Genomic DNA, 15,641 nt, shown 5'->3' with positions numbered 1-15,641 from the left:
TCCGCCTCCAGACAATGCACAATGCCCCCATGCGACGGAAGCGAACGCAACAGGGTCCGTAGCCACATCACCGATTTTTGTGTCGATCTTCTGCATCGTCTGAAACCTCTCGTCACGGGCTATCCTGTTTGTTGTACTGTAAGCGCGAATTTCTCCGCACCTTTTTCCATTGAGCGTGTTTTGGCATGAAGTGTCCACTTAACGGAGGTGGACACCAAGTGATTGAGGACGATGAACAGAAACTGCTGGTGAGGCGGATTTTGCGCAACGGCCGCAGGCGGTACGACCCGGCGTCGAAAGAGCGGCTAGTTGCGGCCTGCCTTGAGCCTGGCGTGTCGGTATCGCGACTTGCGCTTGAACATGGGATCAATGCCAACCTTCTTCGGAAATGGATAAAGACGACCAAAGACGCCGGTGCTTTGCCGCCACCTGCACCGTCTGTGTTCATTCCAGTTCAAGTCACCGCTGCGGACCACAGCCTGCCTATGCAGAGCAATTCGGTGGACAGGCCTGCTGCGCGTGGTGAAGAGCGGCTGTCGAAGCAGGAAAGCATGGGCTCATCGCCACTCGCAGCCAAGGTGAGCGCGTCTTTACCGAACGGCGTGAAGCTGGTGCTGGAATGCGGTGATGTAGACGCGTTGACGGCGATCATTGGAGCTCTGGGCCATGTTCAGACTGGGCGCTGATCTCAACGTCTACCTGCACCGCGAGCCGATCGATTTTAGGGCCGGCATCAACAGCCTTGCGGTCCTGGTTCAGGAGGTGATGGAGCTTGACCCATTTGCGCCTGCGGTCTTTGCATTTTGCAATCGCCGTCGCGACCGGATGAAACTCTTGTTCTTTGACCGGTCCGGCTTCGTGCTGGTTCTAAAGCGGCTGACCGAGGACAAGTTCCGGTGGCCGCGCCGGGAGACGGCGGTGGTTACGCTGACGACCGAGCAGCTCCATTGGATTCTCGACGGCATCGACATCGACGCAATGGTGCGCCATCCGGTGCGGCAATATCAGGTTGCGGGCTGACGGCTCCCGAATTGTGCGGTTGACGCGTCGGTGCGGTTCAGATTCAAAACTACGATGAATCGACCTGGTGAACCGACTGTTGAGGAGTTGATGGCGCGCATTGCTGCGCTGCAGGCGCAGAACCGCCAGCTCGCAGAACGCGTGGCCAAGCTCGAGGAAGAGTTGGCGCTAGCGCGGCTGCATCGTTTTGCGCCGAAGAGCGAAAAGCACGTTGATCGCCTCTTCAATGAAGCCGAACAGATTGCCGATGAAGACGACGCCGGCAGCGAAGATGGCAATGTCGTCGACCTGCCGGACACCGGCTTTCCGTCCACCGAAAAGCCGGAGGGAAAGAAGCGTGGCCGCAAGCCTCTGCCGGAACACCTGCCGCGCGAGCGCGTCGAGTATGACCTTGCCGACGGTCAGAAGGCCTGTCCTTGCTGCCGCCACCAGATGCATCGCATGGGTGAGGCCGTCACCGAGCAGCTCCATATCGAGGTGAAGGCGAAGGTCCTGCAGAATGTGCGGTTCAAGTATGCATGCCGCCATTGCGACCGGACCGGCATCAATACGCCTGTTGTCATTGCCCCGATGCCCGCGCAGCCCTTGCCGGGCAGCATCGCCACGGCCTCGACGCTGGCCTTTGCGCTCGTCCACAAATATGTCGATGGCACGCCGCTCTACCGTCTGGCCCAGGCCTTCGAGCGTGCCGGCGTTCCCGTCAGCCGCGGCGCTCTGGGCCATTGGGTGATCGGATCGAGCGAGAGGCATCTCTCCCGCATCTATGATGCCCTGAAGCTACGGCTTCGGTCACAACCGCTCATCCATGGTGACGAGACGACGGTCCAGGTCCTGAAGGAAAAGGACAGGGAAGCCACCAGCACATCCTTCATGTGGGCGTATCGGAGTGGAGAGGACAGCGACGAACCGATCGTGCTGCTCGACTATCAGCCCGGCCGCGGCCAGATCTATCCGCAGGCCTTCCTCGGTGATTACCGCGGCATCCTGATGAGCGATGGCTATACCGCCTGGCGCACGCTGGCAGGAGCGACCCATCTGGGGTGCATGGCCCATGCCAGACGTCGCTTCGTCGATGCACTGAAGACCAGAAAGAAAGGCGGCGGCCCGCCGGAGCAGGCGCTGAAGTTCTTCGAACAGCTCTACCGGATTGAAAGCCAGACGCGCAACGAAAAGCCGGACAAGGGCGAAACGCGACATCAATGCATCCGCCGTTTCCGCCAGCAACACAGCGTTCCCATCCTCAATGCTCTCAAGGCATGGCTCGACGACATAGCCCCGAAGGTCCTGCCCGACAGCAAGATCGGCGACGCCGTGTCCTACACCCTGAACCAGTGGGAGTACCTGACGCGCTACACCGAAGACGGCAGGATGCCGATCGACAACAACCTGCTTGAGCGCGACATCAGGATTTTTGCCACTGGAAGAAAAAGTTGGCTGTTCAGCGACACTGTGGACGGAGCCAGGGCCAGTGCCGTCGTCTACAGCCTCATGCTGACATGCCGAGCTTGCGGCATCGAGCCCTTGGCCTACTTGCGCCACGTCCTCAGCGAATTGCCGCAGCGCGCCACAGACGCCGACATCACCGACCTGCTGCCCTTCAACTTCGCCAAAACCGCCGCTGCATGATCCGATGCAGCCGTCTGACAGCGACCCCGTCAAACGGGCCGCGTCAACGCGCATGGAAATGAGCGCTTACGTTGTACTAACGGAGCTTGGATTTCGCCGTTCTTCACCAGGGCTACGGCCGAAGGCTTTGCGGTACGCGCTACCAAGATGCGAGGCGGAGACGAGGCCACAGCGCAGCGCGATCGAGGCAATGGACTCGATGCTTTCCTCGAGCAGCCGATGGGCCTCGTCCAGGCGCACGGCGAAGCGTACACAGCAATCTGGGATTGAGCCACGAAATGGTAACCTCCGTGACGTCCCTGGCGACGCTCCCATCCTGACGCTGTTCCCAGGCTGATTGCCGCGCCGCAACCAAACCAGGAGCCGAGGCGGTCGAAGACGCCTAAGGCAATATGTGCGGAGCGAGAAAGCCGATTGAGTACTATAACCGACTAGAATAGATGGAGTAAATCGGCCTGCATGCTGCGGACACCGCATAGTCCGGCGCTCCACATTATTTCGCGTGGCCGTTGTCCCGCAGGCAAGGTATACTCGAACGCCAGTTCCCGGTCCGATCATGCCGACTCCACCGCCCGGATTAGCCGCGTCAGGGTGGCGGCATTCACGCCGCCGTCGAAGAACAGGCTGCGACCGCAGGTCAATCTCAACTCGATCCATCCCAGACGGGTCCTGACGGTCTCCACAGCGCTCGGTCTGCACGGCATTCATGTCCACGGGAACAAACACCGCACTCGCAGACGGCGACAACAAGTCCCTTCTTCTTCAGCTGACTGCGTCAGGTGTAAATCTGCTGCCGCGTCACGTGCCGATGAGCCACCTCCGTTACCGTAGCTCCAGACCCAACCGACATCACAATGTCGAGTTTCTGTTCCTCACCCCATCGACGCCGCCGTTCCTGCCAAGAATTTCCACACGCATCGCAAACCTCGCCTAAGACACGTCGCAAACGACGTCGTTAAACACGTGTCTTACGCCATCACGACGATAGCCGGCAGGCGGTGACAATCGGGCGATTACGCTCTATCAACCTGGGTCCGCTCCTCAATGTCGATACGGCGACGCCAAGCCAAAAACGCTCTGCACTATCTATCCCGCCGACTTATGTCGAGTAGCTTTGACCGCCCCCCACCAATGTGGATCGAGCCAGGCCGGCAAGTGCGCGGCGCAGGCTGTCCGCGCTCTCATCCCTGCCGCGCTCGACAGCGTGGACAAAACGCGCGCGAAAGGTGAGCGCCTGGTCGTCGAGCACCGCAGACACCTGAGACCGGCTCTTGCTCTCCAGGGCGGACAGGAAGCTCACATGCTGGCGCTCGGCGATCGAGAGCGAATAGGAGGGGCGTTCCGTCTGCTGGACCTCGAGCGTGTAGACGAGGGTGTTGAGTCGGCGTGCCTGATTGTGGATCCGCTGGCAGGCTGTGATGAGATGTTGATTGCGCGAAGAGCGTATGAGGCGAAGATGGATGGAATAGTTCCAGTGGCTGACGTCCAGCGGCAACTTGGCGCCGATAGCCTCCCGATGCTTCTTCTGCATTTCGACGATGTCCTGCGCCAACCCGGCATCCGAAAAGTCGATATAGGCCGCCGTCAGCTGGCTGATCGCGCGATATGCTTCGAAAAGGTTCAGCGCCTCCTCAAGGTCCATCTGCCTGACTGATGGGGTCTGGTTGAGTTCGGTATCGATAAGCCCTTCGGCGGATATCCGATTTATGGCCTCGCGGATCGGCGTGCGGCCGAGGCCCAACATCGCGATGAGTTCCTGTTCCTGGATTCGCGCGCCAGGCTTCAGGGTAAGATCCAGTATCCGGTCGCGTATCAGGCGCGTTGCCAGGTCGGCCATGCTTTCGCCGGCGATACGCGATCCTTTGTGATCTTCCACGTGGACCATCAAACGTGCTCCTTCACCGGATGGCGGGGATCTCCGCGAGGGCTGCGTTGATTCGAGCCAGAGCGTCCTCGACGGGCTCCAGCAGGATTCCGGCTTATCGTGTCAGCGAGTTGCGCACGTCCTGCAGAGGCACAAAGCTGACGGCACTTTTCCAAGACGGCCTCGTCACTCAGCGGGTTTGCCGGATCGCTGAGGGGGTGCAAAACAGTTCGTTCAAACGTGGTGGATCCGGTGATGATGCGAATACGACCCGGAGCCCTGACAGGAAACAGTTCCTGCAGGTCGGCCGCGACGGTCATCGTCACGAGCTTGGCGTGAAGGTGCGCTTCGGTCAGCGACAGGAAGACCTCTGGCTGCGACGCGCATGCAAGCGCTGTGCAGTAGGGAATGCTGTACTGAGCGCCTTCGATGGTTGTCGGTTCCACCTCATTCGCGAGGCCCAACGCATGCCGGAAGCTCTCGACCTCGATTGCTGCGATATTCTCGACCGGACGCGCATGCTGAGCGCGGAGTTCGTAGATGCCGTCAATCAGTGAGCGAATCCAGCGGCAGGAATATCGTTTCGGACAAGCGCGTTCGGCCATCCAATCGTCGCCGAGGCCGGCGATCATTCGTTCGCCTACATAGTATGAGGCGTAGTCGAAGATGTCGCGCGGACCGGTGTGATCCACTTCCGCCAAGTCCGCCGCGGCTAGGCCGGTCGCGGAAGCCCAGCCGATATCTTCCTTCACGGCATTGCCGGTCTCGCGGACGTAGCCGAAGGCGACGAGGTCCGGCGCCGTGGTGGCGGCAATGGCGATGGCATGTGCGGTCTGAGTCGCACTGAGGCCGCGTAGATGCGCCACAGCGGCGGCGACGCCGACACCGACCCACCGGCCGGTCGAAACGGCCGTCAACGGGATGGCCGGCCGGCCGGACCCGACTCGCAGCGCAACCTCGTAGCCAATCGCGATGGCACTGACCACATCGTTCCATCTTGTGTTGGCAGGCGCCTCGGCAAGAACCGCCGGGAGGATCCCCGCCCCCGGATGACCGAGCGCGGCGCGGTGGCCGTCGTCGAGATCGAGTATCGAGGCAGCGGTTGCGTTGGCGAACACCGCCGACTTCGCGGTTACCGACGCCCCGTCGAACCACATCGGCATCTCGCCCGACCGAACAGTGTAGGTGCGGCCAGTCGTGCCCGCCGCGCGGTGCGTGTCGTCGATCCGGCCGCCGCGGCCCTCGCAATGTCGAGTACGTAGCGGTTTACCGCCGAAGCAAGCTGTGCCGGAAGCGTGCCGCCGGAAAAACCGACTGCGAAGTCTGCGAGCCAGGCGGCGTGTGTCATGCGCTGCCCTTCTTCTGCGCCCTTCGCAGATCCTCAGTGGCAGCAGTGTCGAGCACATCGGAATCGACGACGACCCCATATTCGTGTCTGGCGGCATCGACGCTAACGCGAGCGTCGATAACATCCTCGAGTACCTCCTCGGGCGCGCGTTCGAACGGGTTCCCCCAGCCGCCGCCGCCGGCCATCGTGTGGACGACCAGATCGCCCTCAGCCAGCGGCAATGGCGACAGCGGCATTTGCGGCACGACGATCTCCCGCTCACCTGAACGGATGACTGTGTGGGAGGCGCCGCCTTCAGATCCGCCGAAAAGGCCGTGCGGAGGAAAGGTGCGCTTGTCGGAACGGATGTTGAGGGACATGCCCTGCTTCAGCACCCGATAGCTTCGACGCAGTGCGAGACCGCCGCGGGTCTTGCCTGCACCGCCGCTGTCGGCCACGAGCGAATATTCCTCTATTCTCAGCGGATAGCGCGCCTCGACGAGCTCGATCGGCACGTTAGCCTGGTTAGAGCCGATATGGGCGACGCCTTCCTGTCCGTCATGCGCCAGCGTAGCGCCGGAAGTACCCATCAAGGTTTCGCAGAACACGAAATGCGAACCGTCGTAGAAACCCGAGAAGGTTGGAAGCGAAGACCCGCCGCTGCTATCCGCCGCGACCCGATCAGGCACGACCTGTGCCAAGGCGCCGAAGATGCAATCGATCATTCGGTAGCCCGTGACCCCGCGCGCTCCGGTCGGGGCGGGAAAGTTCGCATTCAGGACGCTTCCCGCCGGTGCGATCACCTTAATCGGACGCGTGAAGCCCTGGCAGTTCGGCACATCGACCGTCAGGATCGAGCGCAGCGCCGCATAGGAACAGGCTTTGGTGAACGGGAAGGTCGTATTGACGCCTCCTTCGACTTGAGGGGACGAACCCGTCCAGTCAACGGTGACTTCATCGCCCGCCACGGTCAGCTTGACCGTGAGCAGGATCGGGCTTGGCTCGTCGCCCAGGCCGTCGAGATGGTCTTCGAAGGTGTAGACGCCATCGGGAAGGGCGGCGAACTCGGCCCTGGTCAGACGATCGGCATGGTTGTGAAGCTCGTCCGAACTCGCACGTATTGTCTCGATGCCGTAGCGTTCGACGAGCTCTGCAAATTCGCGCTCGCAATTGTTGCAGGCGGCAAGCTGGGCTTCGAGGTCGCCGCGCACCAGTTCCGGGGTACGCACATTGGCTTCGATGATCGCCCACACCTCTGAAACTCTCTCGCCACGACGCATCAATGGCAGAACCGGAAGCCGAAGCCCCTCCTGAAACACCTCCCGTGCTCCGAGCGCGTTGCTGCCTGGAACGATGCCCCCGACATCGGAGTGATGGGCCAATGTGGTCGCCCAGCCTTCGATCTGTCCCTGGTGGAACAGCGGCTTGACGACGTAGATGTCCGGCAGGTGCTGCCCGGCCGCCAGGAACGGGTCGTTGAAGATGAAGACGTCGCCGTCCGCAGCGGATTCGCCAACCGTTGCGATGAGGTTCTTGATGGCGTCGTGGAAGCTGCCGAGATGCATGGGCGTCGTTACGCCCTGCGCCAGTGTCAGGCCGTTCCGGTCGCAAAGCGCGGTCGAATAGTCGAGCGATTCCCGCACGATCTCCGAATAGGCCGCACGCATGACAATGATAGCGAGGTTTTCCGCGATCGCGTCATATGCCGATCGAAGAACCTCCTGAAGATAGGGGTCGAAGCGCTTCATGGGACCTCTCGCAAGGGAAGCCTGACGCGAAGGATGTTGTGACGGTCGCGTTGGACAGTTGCGCCCGGTGGCACGACGGTGGTGCCTTCGGCCTCGGCAATGATTGCCGGCCCTGTGATCGCCTCGTCTATGGGCACCGCAGCACGGCTGAGGACGAGCGTGTCCAGGAAACCGTGGCGGGCACCGAAATAGCATTTGCGACTGGATCTGTGCTCTTCGCCGCGTGGCAGTCCTTTCAGGAGTTCGCTCATCGAGCGTGACGCAAGAGCGCTCAGCCGTAGGCGAGCGGAAACGAGCTCGACGTGCTGCGTTTCGGCAGCGCAGTAGCCATAGGTTTGCCGATATACCGCCTCGAAGACCCGACGAACCAGCGCCGAGACATCGTTGGCAATAAGCATCGCAGGCTCGATCGGCACCTCCAGCTCGAAAGCTTGGCCCGAATAGCGCATGAGAAACGAGAGCTCGGCACTGTTGACGCTCGTGGAGCCCAATCGAGCCCCATGCAGGCCTCTCGCATCATTGAGGCGGCCTGTCACATCCAGCCAGTCGGCAGTGTCCAGCATGATATTCAGGGGGACTGACGCCATCACCTCGACATTGGCGCACAAAAGGCCGAGCGCGCTGAAGACCCCGGCCGCCGGTGGCACAAGCACCGTGCCGACCCCCAGAGAAGCGGCGAGGTCGGGACCGTGTATTCCGCCATTGCCGCCGCAAGCGACCATGATGAAGTCCCGCGGATCGCGGCCCTTGTAGGTACTTACCGCCTTAATCGCCCGGGCCATATGGGCATTCGCAATGCTGCGTATCCCGAAAGCCGCCTCCTCCATCGTCGATCCCGTGCGGATGGCAAGCGTGTCGCGGATCGCGCGGACTGCGAGCTCGGGATCGATCGCAATGCTGCCGCCGGCGAAGTTGGACGGATCGATATAGCCGAGCGCGACATTGGCATCCGTGACCGTCGCCTGTTCGTTGCCGCGCCCATAGCACGCCGGTCCGGGATCCGCGCCCGCGCTGCGCGGTCCGACAACGACGCCTCCGGCCGCATCGATCGAGACCAGGCTGCCGCCGCCTGCGCCCACTTCCGCAATATCGATGACAGGAAGCTTGACCGAATACCCGGCGCCTCCTCCCATGGCGCTGGCTGCGGAGAGTTCGCTGCCGACCTCGAAAGTCTCGGATACGAAAAAGCGGCCATCCTCGATCAGTGAGGCTTTCGCCGTTGTGCCGCCCATGTCGAAGACGATGATGTTCTTCTCGCCGATTGCATCGCCGAGTTTCTGGACCCCCACCACGCCTGCAGCCGGGCCGCATTCAATGATCTGCGCGGGCAGTCGCCTGACTTCCGAAAGCGGGGCCGTACCCCCGCTGGACTGCATCAGCTCGAAGCCTGCAGCTACGCCGACCGATGCAAATCTGCGAACGGTACTGTCGAGATAGTCGGCGACCACCGGGCCGACATACGAATTCACGACGGTCGTGCTGGTGCGCTCGTATTCGCGCATTTCCGGTAGTACGTCGACGGAAAGCGAGCAGTAGACTTCCGGAAATCGCCTCGCAATCGCAGTTCCTAGACGACGCTCATGCGCCTCGTTGGCGTAGGAATGCAGCAAGCAGACGGCAATCGCCTCCGCACCGGCCTCGCCAATGAGATCGATAACTCGGTCGATCTCCGCATCGCGAAGCGGCTGCAGCACCTCCCCATTGTGGGCGACCCGCTCGTCTATTTCGAAACGGCGGCGGCGCGGCACCAAGGGTGCCGGCTTGTGATACAGGGGATCGTAAAGACGCGGCATGCGAATACGCCTCAGATCGAGAACGTCACGAAAGCCCTTGGTCGTGATGAGCGCAACTTTCGCGCCACGCCCCTCCAGGATCGCATTGGTAGCGACCGTGCATGCATGGCGCATGTGGGCAATGGCACCAGGTTCGCGGTCGAGGTTGCGAGCGACCTGCATCGTCCCCTCAAGCAGTGCTTCCGAAAAATCCTCCGGTGTCGACGGCACCTTGTCGATTGATACGCGACCATCATCGGCAAGACCGATCACGTCCGTAAACGTTCCGCCGATATCACTCCCAACCAGCACTATGCACCTCCCATTTGATATATCGTTGGTATATGTGCATGGATATCGACGATATACAACTCGTTTTGTGATAAAGGTGGGGGCATCGGGTAGCGGTGCATAGAAAGCAGGCGCGAGGGCGCGGCCCGGCAGGCCTGCCGCTGGTCACTCGAGAGATCAAAGCGACCAATTGGATTGACGATGCGCTCCCACTTTGCTTGTAAGCGGTTAGCTGACGGCGTCTGGTCTGAAGTTGGGGTCGGAACAAGAGCAGTGCGAAATCGTACGCGGCCTTTATCAACCAAAGACAGCAATATCCTTGTGACCTATGGCCTTTCATGCGATTCTTCGGGCTATCTGAAGGAGGTGAGAATGCCTGAAATGCTTGCAGCGCTTTCCAACATTCGGACTGTTGAAGAAATGATCGCGGCCTTCCGGGATGAGCAGCATTGCCGTCGGTTGCTGGAAAGCATGGTGTGGCCGGATGGCCGGATCTGCCCCGCCTGCGGATACAAACGTTCGATTGCGATTGCCGGCCGCGATACCGGCAAGCGGCGCGCCCGACCAGGTCTTTATCAATGTTCCAGCGGCGATTGCCGGTTCCAGTTCACGGTGACGACACACACGCCTCTGCACTCCACGAAGCTTCCCTTGCGTGTTTGGCTGAAGGCCATGTGGCTGTTACTGCAATCCGACAAGGGCTTGTCGTCGGTGCGCCTGGCCGAGGCGCTCGGGGTGAGCCAGCCAACGGCCTGGCGGATGGGACATGCGCTGCGTCTCATGGTGGCGCGGGAGAACATGCTCGCCGGCACGGTGGAGATCGACCATTTCCATCTCGGTGGAAGGCCCAGAAAGCGGCCGGATGACCCACCTCCGGGACGGGGCCGGAAAGGTCAGGCGAATACGGAGAAGGCGCCGGTCATGGCCATGGTGCAGCGGCCGACCGACGTCACGCCCGGCGCTCCGTCCGGTGACGCGCGTGCCGCGGTCGTGACCAGTCTCTCGGCGCGAGCAAGCGAACGCGTCATTGAAGCGCAGATCGAATCGGGAGCTCATTTGATGAGCGACGAGTGGAAGGCATTCATGGCCATTGGTGAGAGCTTTGCCAAGCACGAGACCGTGAAGCATTCCAGCGGTGAGTATGTCCGGGACGCCGTCCACGTCAATTCGGTGGAGGGCTTCAACTCCCGCGTCCGCCGTACCATCGCCGGCGTCTTTCATCATATCAGCCCGCAGCATGCCGACCTGTATTTCCACGAGATCGGCTTCCGATGGTCGCAGCGCGTCGTCACAGGAAACGTCATTCGTAAAACCCGGCATGGCCGGGAAAGCGTGCGAACCTTGTGGTCGCGCGTGCCGCCTGCGCTGCAATTGACGAATGTTTTTCGCACCGCCACGGGTCGTCAGATGCGCCGAAGCCCGCATGGCGGCATCGTCATCAAATCAGCCGTAGCTGTCTTTGGTTGATAAAGGCCTCGTACGCTAAGGGCGAACGGATCGTGAACTCTGCTGTAGTCCGGCTGTGCAGCATCCGATCCCTGTGGATTGCCATCGCAGGGCACCAATTTTGATTTCTTCGCCCCTCCGACTCGACAACGCTCCCGGCAGATTAGTCGTGGATGGAGTTGGGCGATGGGTAAACGGAGGCTTCTCAAGGTTCAGGATCGACAGAGACTTTTCGATATACCAACCGATGAGGACGGCCTCATCCGACACTATTCGTTGTCGTCGGCTGACAGGCTTGAAATTGGACTTCGCAGACGAGAACACAATCAGCTCGGATTTGCCGTTCAGCTCTGCTTGATGCGATATCCAGGCAGGGTGTTGGCGACCGATGAAACGCCGCCTCGCGCAATGCTAAAGTACGTTGCTGAGCAGATTGGCGCCGACGCTGGAAAGTTTGCGCTCTATGCACGCCGTGAAGAAACGCGTCGCGATCACATTGCTCGCTTGATGGTTTATCTGGCCGCGCGGAGCGCGACGGGGCAAGACCGTAGAGCTGCGCTGTTGGCTGCAATTCAGGCGGCCGCGATCTCCGACGACGGTGGCGCGATAGCGAGTGCTACTGTCTCCATGTTTCGTGAACGCGGATCTCTTCTGCCGGCAATCGACACGATCGAACGGACGCATCGAGCGGTCGCTTTTCATGATCGAATGGTACTCGAGCTCGACACTGCGCCGGCGCTGCCAAGCCGGCCTCAACAAGGGCGAGGCAGCGCACAAACTCAAACGCGCAGTCTTCTTTCATGAGCGTGGCGAACTCCGCGACCGGTCGTTCGAAAGTCAGGCATTCCGCGCATCGGGCCTCAATCTTGTCGTCAGCGCGATCGTCCACTGGAACACTGTCTATCTCGACCGCGCGGTCACAGAGCTCAAACGGGCGGGAAGGAACATCCCAGATACGCTGTTGAAGCATATCTCGCCGCTGAGTTGGGAGCACATCAACCTGACGGGCATCTACACCTGGGACAGCGAGCAACATCTCCCGGAAGGCTTCAGGTCGCTTCGCCTCCCGGCTGGGCTACGGCGTGCCGCATAACGTTCCTGCTCCGTTCGACCTTAGCGTACGAGGCCTTTATCAACCAAAGACAGCAATATCCTTGTGACCTATGGCCTTTCATGCGATTCTTCGGGCTATCTGAAGGAGGTGAGAATGCCTGAAATGCTTGCAGCGCTTTCCAACATTCGGACTGTTGAAGAAATGATCGCGGCCTTCCGGGATGAGCAGCATTGCCGTCGGTTGCTGGAAAGCATGGTGTGGCCGGATGGCCGGATCTGCCCCGCCTGCGGATACAAACGTTCGATTGCGATTGCCGGCCGCGATACCGGCAAGCGGCGCGCCCGACCAGGTCTTTATCAATGTTCCAGCGGCGATTGCCGGTTCCAGTTCACGGTGACGACACACACGCCTCTGCACTCCACGAAGCTTCCCTTGCGTGTTTGGCTGAAGGCCATGTGGCTGTTACTGCAATCCGACAAGGGCTTGTCGTCGGTGCGCCTGGCCGAGGCGCTCGGGGTGAGCCAGCCAACGGCCTGGCGGATGGGACATGCGCTGCGTCTCATGGTGGCGCGGGAGAACATGCTCGCCGGCACGGTGGAGATCGACCATTTCCATCTCGGTGGAAGGCCCAGAAAGCGGCCGGATGACCCACCTCCGGGACGGGGCCGGAAAGGTCAGGCGAATACGGAGAAGGCGCCGGTCATGGCCATGGTGCAGCGGCCGACCGACGTCACGCCCGGCGCTCCGTCCGGTGACGCGCGTGCCGCGGTCGTGACCAGTCTCTCGGCGCGAGCAAGCGAACGCGTCATTGAAGCGCAGATCGAATCGGGAGCTCATTTGATGAGCGACGAGTGGAAGGCATTCATGGCCATTGGTGAGAGCTTTGCCAAGCACGAGACCGTGAAGCATTCCAGCGGTGAGTATGTTCGCGACGCCGTCCACGTCAATTCGGTGGAGGGCTTCAACTCCCGCGTCCGCCGCACCATCGCCGGCGTCTTTCATCATATCAGCCCGCAGCATGCCGACCTGTATTTCCACGAGATCGGCTTCCGATGGTCGCAGCGCGTCGTCACAGGAAACGTCATTCGCAAAACCCGGCATGGCCGGGAGAGCGTGCGAACCTTGTGGTCGCGCGTGCCGCCTGCGCTGCAATTGACGAATGTTTTTCGCACCGCCACGGGTCGTCAGATGCGCCGAAGCCCGCATGGCGGCATCGTCATCAAATCAGCCGTAGCTGTCTTTGGTTGATAAAGGCCGCGTACGATTTCGCACTGCTCTTGTTCCGACCCCGCTCAGACGGGTCGAGCAACATTTTGCCCGTCGGCTGGTTGGGGATGACGACAGGTTGATCCCGACCAAGCGTTATCAGGCGAGCTGCAACGTCGATTTTCGGGACCGAGCGAGCCATGTCTACGATCGCATCGCGATGCGCCTTTGCTCGTGCTGCCGTGCTTTGGGTGCCACGATGATCAAGTGGATGAAGTGCGACATCGGGGGTTGCGATCCCGAGCCTTTTGCCCTTCATGTCCAGCAACAGCAGCTCGGCCGGCGTATGATAGACAGGCTCGCAGACCAGCACCTTTTCATGCGCGTACTGCCACAGCTCTTCGCAGGTCCAGCGACGTCCACGGAGTTTGATCGCGCCTTGGATCACGGTGCGCTCGACACGGCGTGCTACAGCCGCCCGGACCTCGTCCCGGCTCATGGTGATCGCAGACCAACCGCCAGCCACGTGCTTTTGAAAAGTGGTATTGGGCGAAAGCCCCTTGAGGCCGCTCTGCTTTCCCATAGGTACGCTGTGATAGGCCTTCAAAAGACCGAAGAACGCCGGAACGAAATCGTCGAAGGTGCCGTATGGCGCAACCGTGCGGCCGATCGCCCCCTGGCGCTTGTTCATACGATTACCGGCAATCCAGCCCGGCAGCGTGCTCAGATAGCGAGACTCGAAGTCGCCGAACCAGCGTTCGATTGGCTTTGCTGGGGCGTTGTAGGGCAAGGCGTTTATAACTCGCATCGAGCGACCCGGCCCATGGAACCCGGGCACCGTAAGAGTGTTGTCGTCCAGGTACGTCGCGAACCCATATTCCTTGCCGTTATCGATGTAGAGGGCCTCAGGCAGGCCAAAGGCGGGGTGCTCTACCATGGCCGCAAATACTTCGATCACATCGCGGTTGTTGACGCCGCCGCGCGTGTCGAATGCGATCAAGTCACACCAGACGCGGCCAGTTGCCCAATCAAGGAACCCGATCAGCTTCGCAGTACAAATCGAGCCGTCCGCCCGCGTCAGGTGGATGTCTACCGGGTGCACGTCTCCCACGACCAATTCCATCGGGCGCATTCCTTCGATGGAGCGCCGCCCTCGCGGGCGGCTGTCCTCGTAGGCTTTGCGGTTCGCTCGAAACTGGTGGACCTTCCGATAATGAAGCTCTTCCGAAACGAGCGTCCACGGGATCGAACAGGCTTGCTCAAAACTCGCTGGATCGCTGGGGCGGAATCCCCATGACCTGGAGGTCTCTACCAGGAAGTTGCGGGCCAAGACCTTGACGTGTCCCCAAGCTGCGCCGGCCGCAAGAAGGCCTCGGATTTCCTGTTTTAGATCCTCTGCAATCTTGGCCTTGGTGAGAACGTCGAACGGTACCAGAGCATCCCACTGCCGACTGATGACAACACGTTTCTTGCCTTTGTCCGCTCGGCCGTGCCGGCCTCGGCTTGCGATCTGCTTCGAAGGGTTTTGGACCGGCGTTTGAATGGGCCTTAACCGGAGTTGCAACTCCGGTGGGAGGGAAGTCAAACTAACAAGATACTGGTTGCCCGCGTTGCCGCCCTTACCCTGAATGACGCGCACCTCCAGGGAGTGCCCTCGCCAGTTGCCACGCAGGCAGGCCTTCCAAATTGCCTGCCGAGAGATTCCTGCCAACTTGGCGAGCAGGTTGAGTGGCACGAACTCTTTCCTCGACATCGTGCGCTAGTCCCTAGCGGCAGAACAGAACCACCGAGTAACAGCTGGAGTTATATCTGTCGTGACAATCACACCTTGCATCGCCACGCAGCCTGCGAAGGCGCGACTGAAGGCGCACAGCTGGACCTTGGTCGAAAGGGCTGCTCCGGTTTACCAATCCGGTCGTCTTGGGTTGACCAATCCGTTGGCGACCGTGAGCGGGTTTACCAATAAGGGCGGCTATATTCTACGTAAATCCAATCACTTAATGCCAATCCAGAATTAACTGTCATTGAGGCCATTGGTAAACTCGATCTTTGGATCGGAAACCCCTACCCTCAGCCAGAAAACACTCCTGTTTTCAATCGCATAGGCCACCCACAAGCGACCCATAATTCCGGACTGGTAAACCCCGTGAAATGCCAAATAATTCCGGACGTCACACCAATAAGGGCGGCTATATTCTACGTAAATCCAATCACTTAATGCCAATCCAGAATTAACTGTCATTGAGGCCATTGGTAAACTCGATCTTTGGATCGGAAACCCCTACCC

General features: G+C 60.5%; 12 protein-coding genes and 3 pseudogenes. 7 read left to right on the top strand and 8 right to left on the bottom strand.

The genetic code is table 11. From position 1 onward, the window contains the following. Positions 1-221: 221 nt before the first annotated feature. From tnpA to tnpC, 3 genes are read left to right on the top strand one after another with little or no spacing between them, the layout of a single operon-like run. A complete protein-coding gene (tnpA, locus tag AC0V8S_RS39850) occupies positions 222-686 on the top strand; it encodes an IS66-like element accessory protein TnpA (RefSeq protein WP_475439162.1) in 465 nt (154 codons plus the stop codon). Then, a complete protein-coding gene (gene tnpB / locus AC0V8S_RS39845; protein ID WP_475439064.1) occupies positions 652-1,020 on the top strand; it encodes an IS66 family insertion sequence element accessory protein TnpB in 369 nt (122 codons plus the stop codon). The genes tnpA and tnpB overlap by 35 nt, the downstream gene beginning before the upstream one ends. Positions 1,021-1,074: 54 nt before the next feature. Further along, complete coding sequence (gene tnpC, locus AC0V8S_RS39840; protein ID WP_475439065.1) at positions 1,075-2,646, top strand: IS66 family transposase; 1,572 nt, start codon at positions 1,075-1,077, stop codon at positions 2,644-2,646. Between the two features lie 66 nt (positions 2,647-2,712). Here the strand turns inward: tnpC and AC0V8S_RS39835 are convergent, their stop codons facing one another. The 7 genes and pseudogenes from AC0V8S_RS39835 to AC0V8S_RS39805 form a co-directional block, all read right to left on the bottom strand. Then, positions 2,713-2,961: a helix-turn-helix domain-containing protein gene (locus AC0V8S_RS39835; protein ID WP_475439430.1), complete on the bottom strand. Its 249-nt coding sequence runs from the start codon at positions 2,959-2,961 to the stop codon at positions 2,713-2,715. Between the two features lie 460 nt (positions 2,962-3,421). Then, on the bottom strand, positions 3,422-3,499 hold the full coding sequence (locus tag AC0V8S_RS39830; protein ID WP_475439502.1) for a hypothetical protein: 78 nt from the start codon (positions 3,497-3,499) through the stop codon (positions 3,422-3,424). 246 nt (positions 3,500-3,745) lie between these two features. After that, positions 3,746-4,483 carry a GntR family transcriptional regulator gene (locus tag AC0V8S_RS39825; protein ID WP_475439429.1) on the bottom strand — a complete coding sequence of 246 codons (738 nt, stop codon included), beginning with the start codon at positions 4,481-4,483 and terminating at the stop codon, positions 3,746-3,748. Positions 4,484-4,530: 47 nt separating this feature from the next. Further along, on the bottom strand, positions 4,531-5,667 hold the full coding sequence (locus tag AC0V8S_RS39820; RefSeq protein WP_475439428.1) for an MmgE/PrpD family protein: 1,137 nt from the start codon (positions 5,665-5,667) through the stop codon (positions 4,531-4,533). 187 nt (positions 5,668-5,854) lie between these two features. Then, on the bottom strand, positions 5,855-7,585 hold the full coding sequence (locus AC0V8S_RS39815; RefSeq protein ID WP_475439427.1) for a hydantoinase B/oxoprolinase family protein: 1,731 nt from the start codon (positions 7,583-7,585) through the stop codon (positions 5,855-5,857). Then, positions 7,582-9,087 (bottom strand): hydantoinase/oxoprolinase family protein, encoded by a 1,506-nt coding sequence (locus AC0V8S_RS39810; protein WP_475439501.1) that lies wholly within the window; start codon positions 9,085-9,087, stop codon positions 7,582-7,584. The genes AC0V8S_RS39815 and AC0V8S_RS39810 overlap by 4 nt, the downstream gene beginning before the upstream one ends. Positions 9,088-9,198: 111 nt before the next feature. Continuing rightward, positions 9,199-9,630, bottom strand: a pseudogene (locus AC0V8S_RS39805) (hydantoinase/oxoprolinase N-terminal domain-containing protein); the annotation flags it as partial. A gap of 390 nt (positions 9,631-10,020) precedes the next feature. On the opposite strand from AC0V8S_RS39805, the gene AC0V8S_RS39800 reads away from it, so the two are divergent. The 4 genes and pseudogenes from AC0V8S_RS39800 to AC0V8S_RS39785 all read left to right on the top strand — a co-directional run bounded on the left by AC0V8S_RS39800 (position 10,021) and on the right by AC0V8S_RS39785 (position 13,396). Beyond that, positions 10,021-11,115 carry an IS1595 family transposase gene (locus tag AC0V8S_RS39800; RefSeq protein ID WP_475438872.1) on the top strand — a complete coding sequence of 365 codons (1,095 nt, stop codon included), beginning with the start codon at positions 10,021-10,023 and terminating at the stop codon, positions 11,113-11,115. 165 nt (positions 11,116-11,280) lie between these two features. Next, positions 11,281-11,715 (top strand): annotated as a pseudogene (locus AC0V8S_RS39795) (DUF4158 domain-containing protein); the annotation flags it as partial. A 46-nt stretch (positions 11,716-11,761) separates the two neighbouring features. Beyond that, positions 11,762-12,187 (top strand): annotated as a pseudogene (locus AC0V8S_RS39790) (Tn3 family transposase); the annotation flags it as partial. 114 nt (positions 12,188-12,301) lie between these two features. Then, positions 12,302-13,396 (top strand): IS1595 family transposase, encoded by a 1,095-nt coding sequence (locus AC0V8S_RS39785; RefSeq protein WP_475438872.1) that lies wholly within the window; start codon positions 12,302-12,304, stop codon positions 13,394-13,396. On the opposite strand, the gene AC0V8S_RS39780 is transcribed toward AC0V8S_RS39785, so the two are convergent. After that, entirely contained in the window at positions 13,368-15,089 is a 1,722-nt protein-coding gene (locus tag AC0V8S_RS39780; RefSeq protein WP_475439426.1) for a hypothetical protein, read from the bottom strand. The genes AC0V8S_RS39785 and AC0V8S_RS39780 overlap by 29 nt on opposite strands. Positions 15,090-15,641 lie beyond the last annotated feature (552 nt).

The sequence above is a fragment of the Mesorhizobium oxytropidicola genome, from assembly GCF_056174625.1.
Note: the sequence above shows the minus strand (reverse complement) of the source record. Positions and strands in the feature narration are given on the sequence as shown.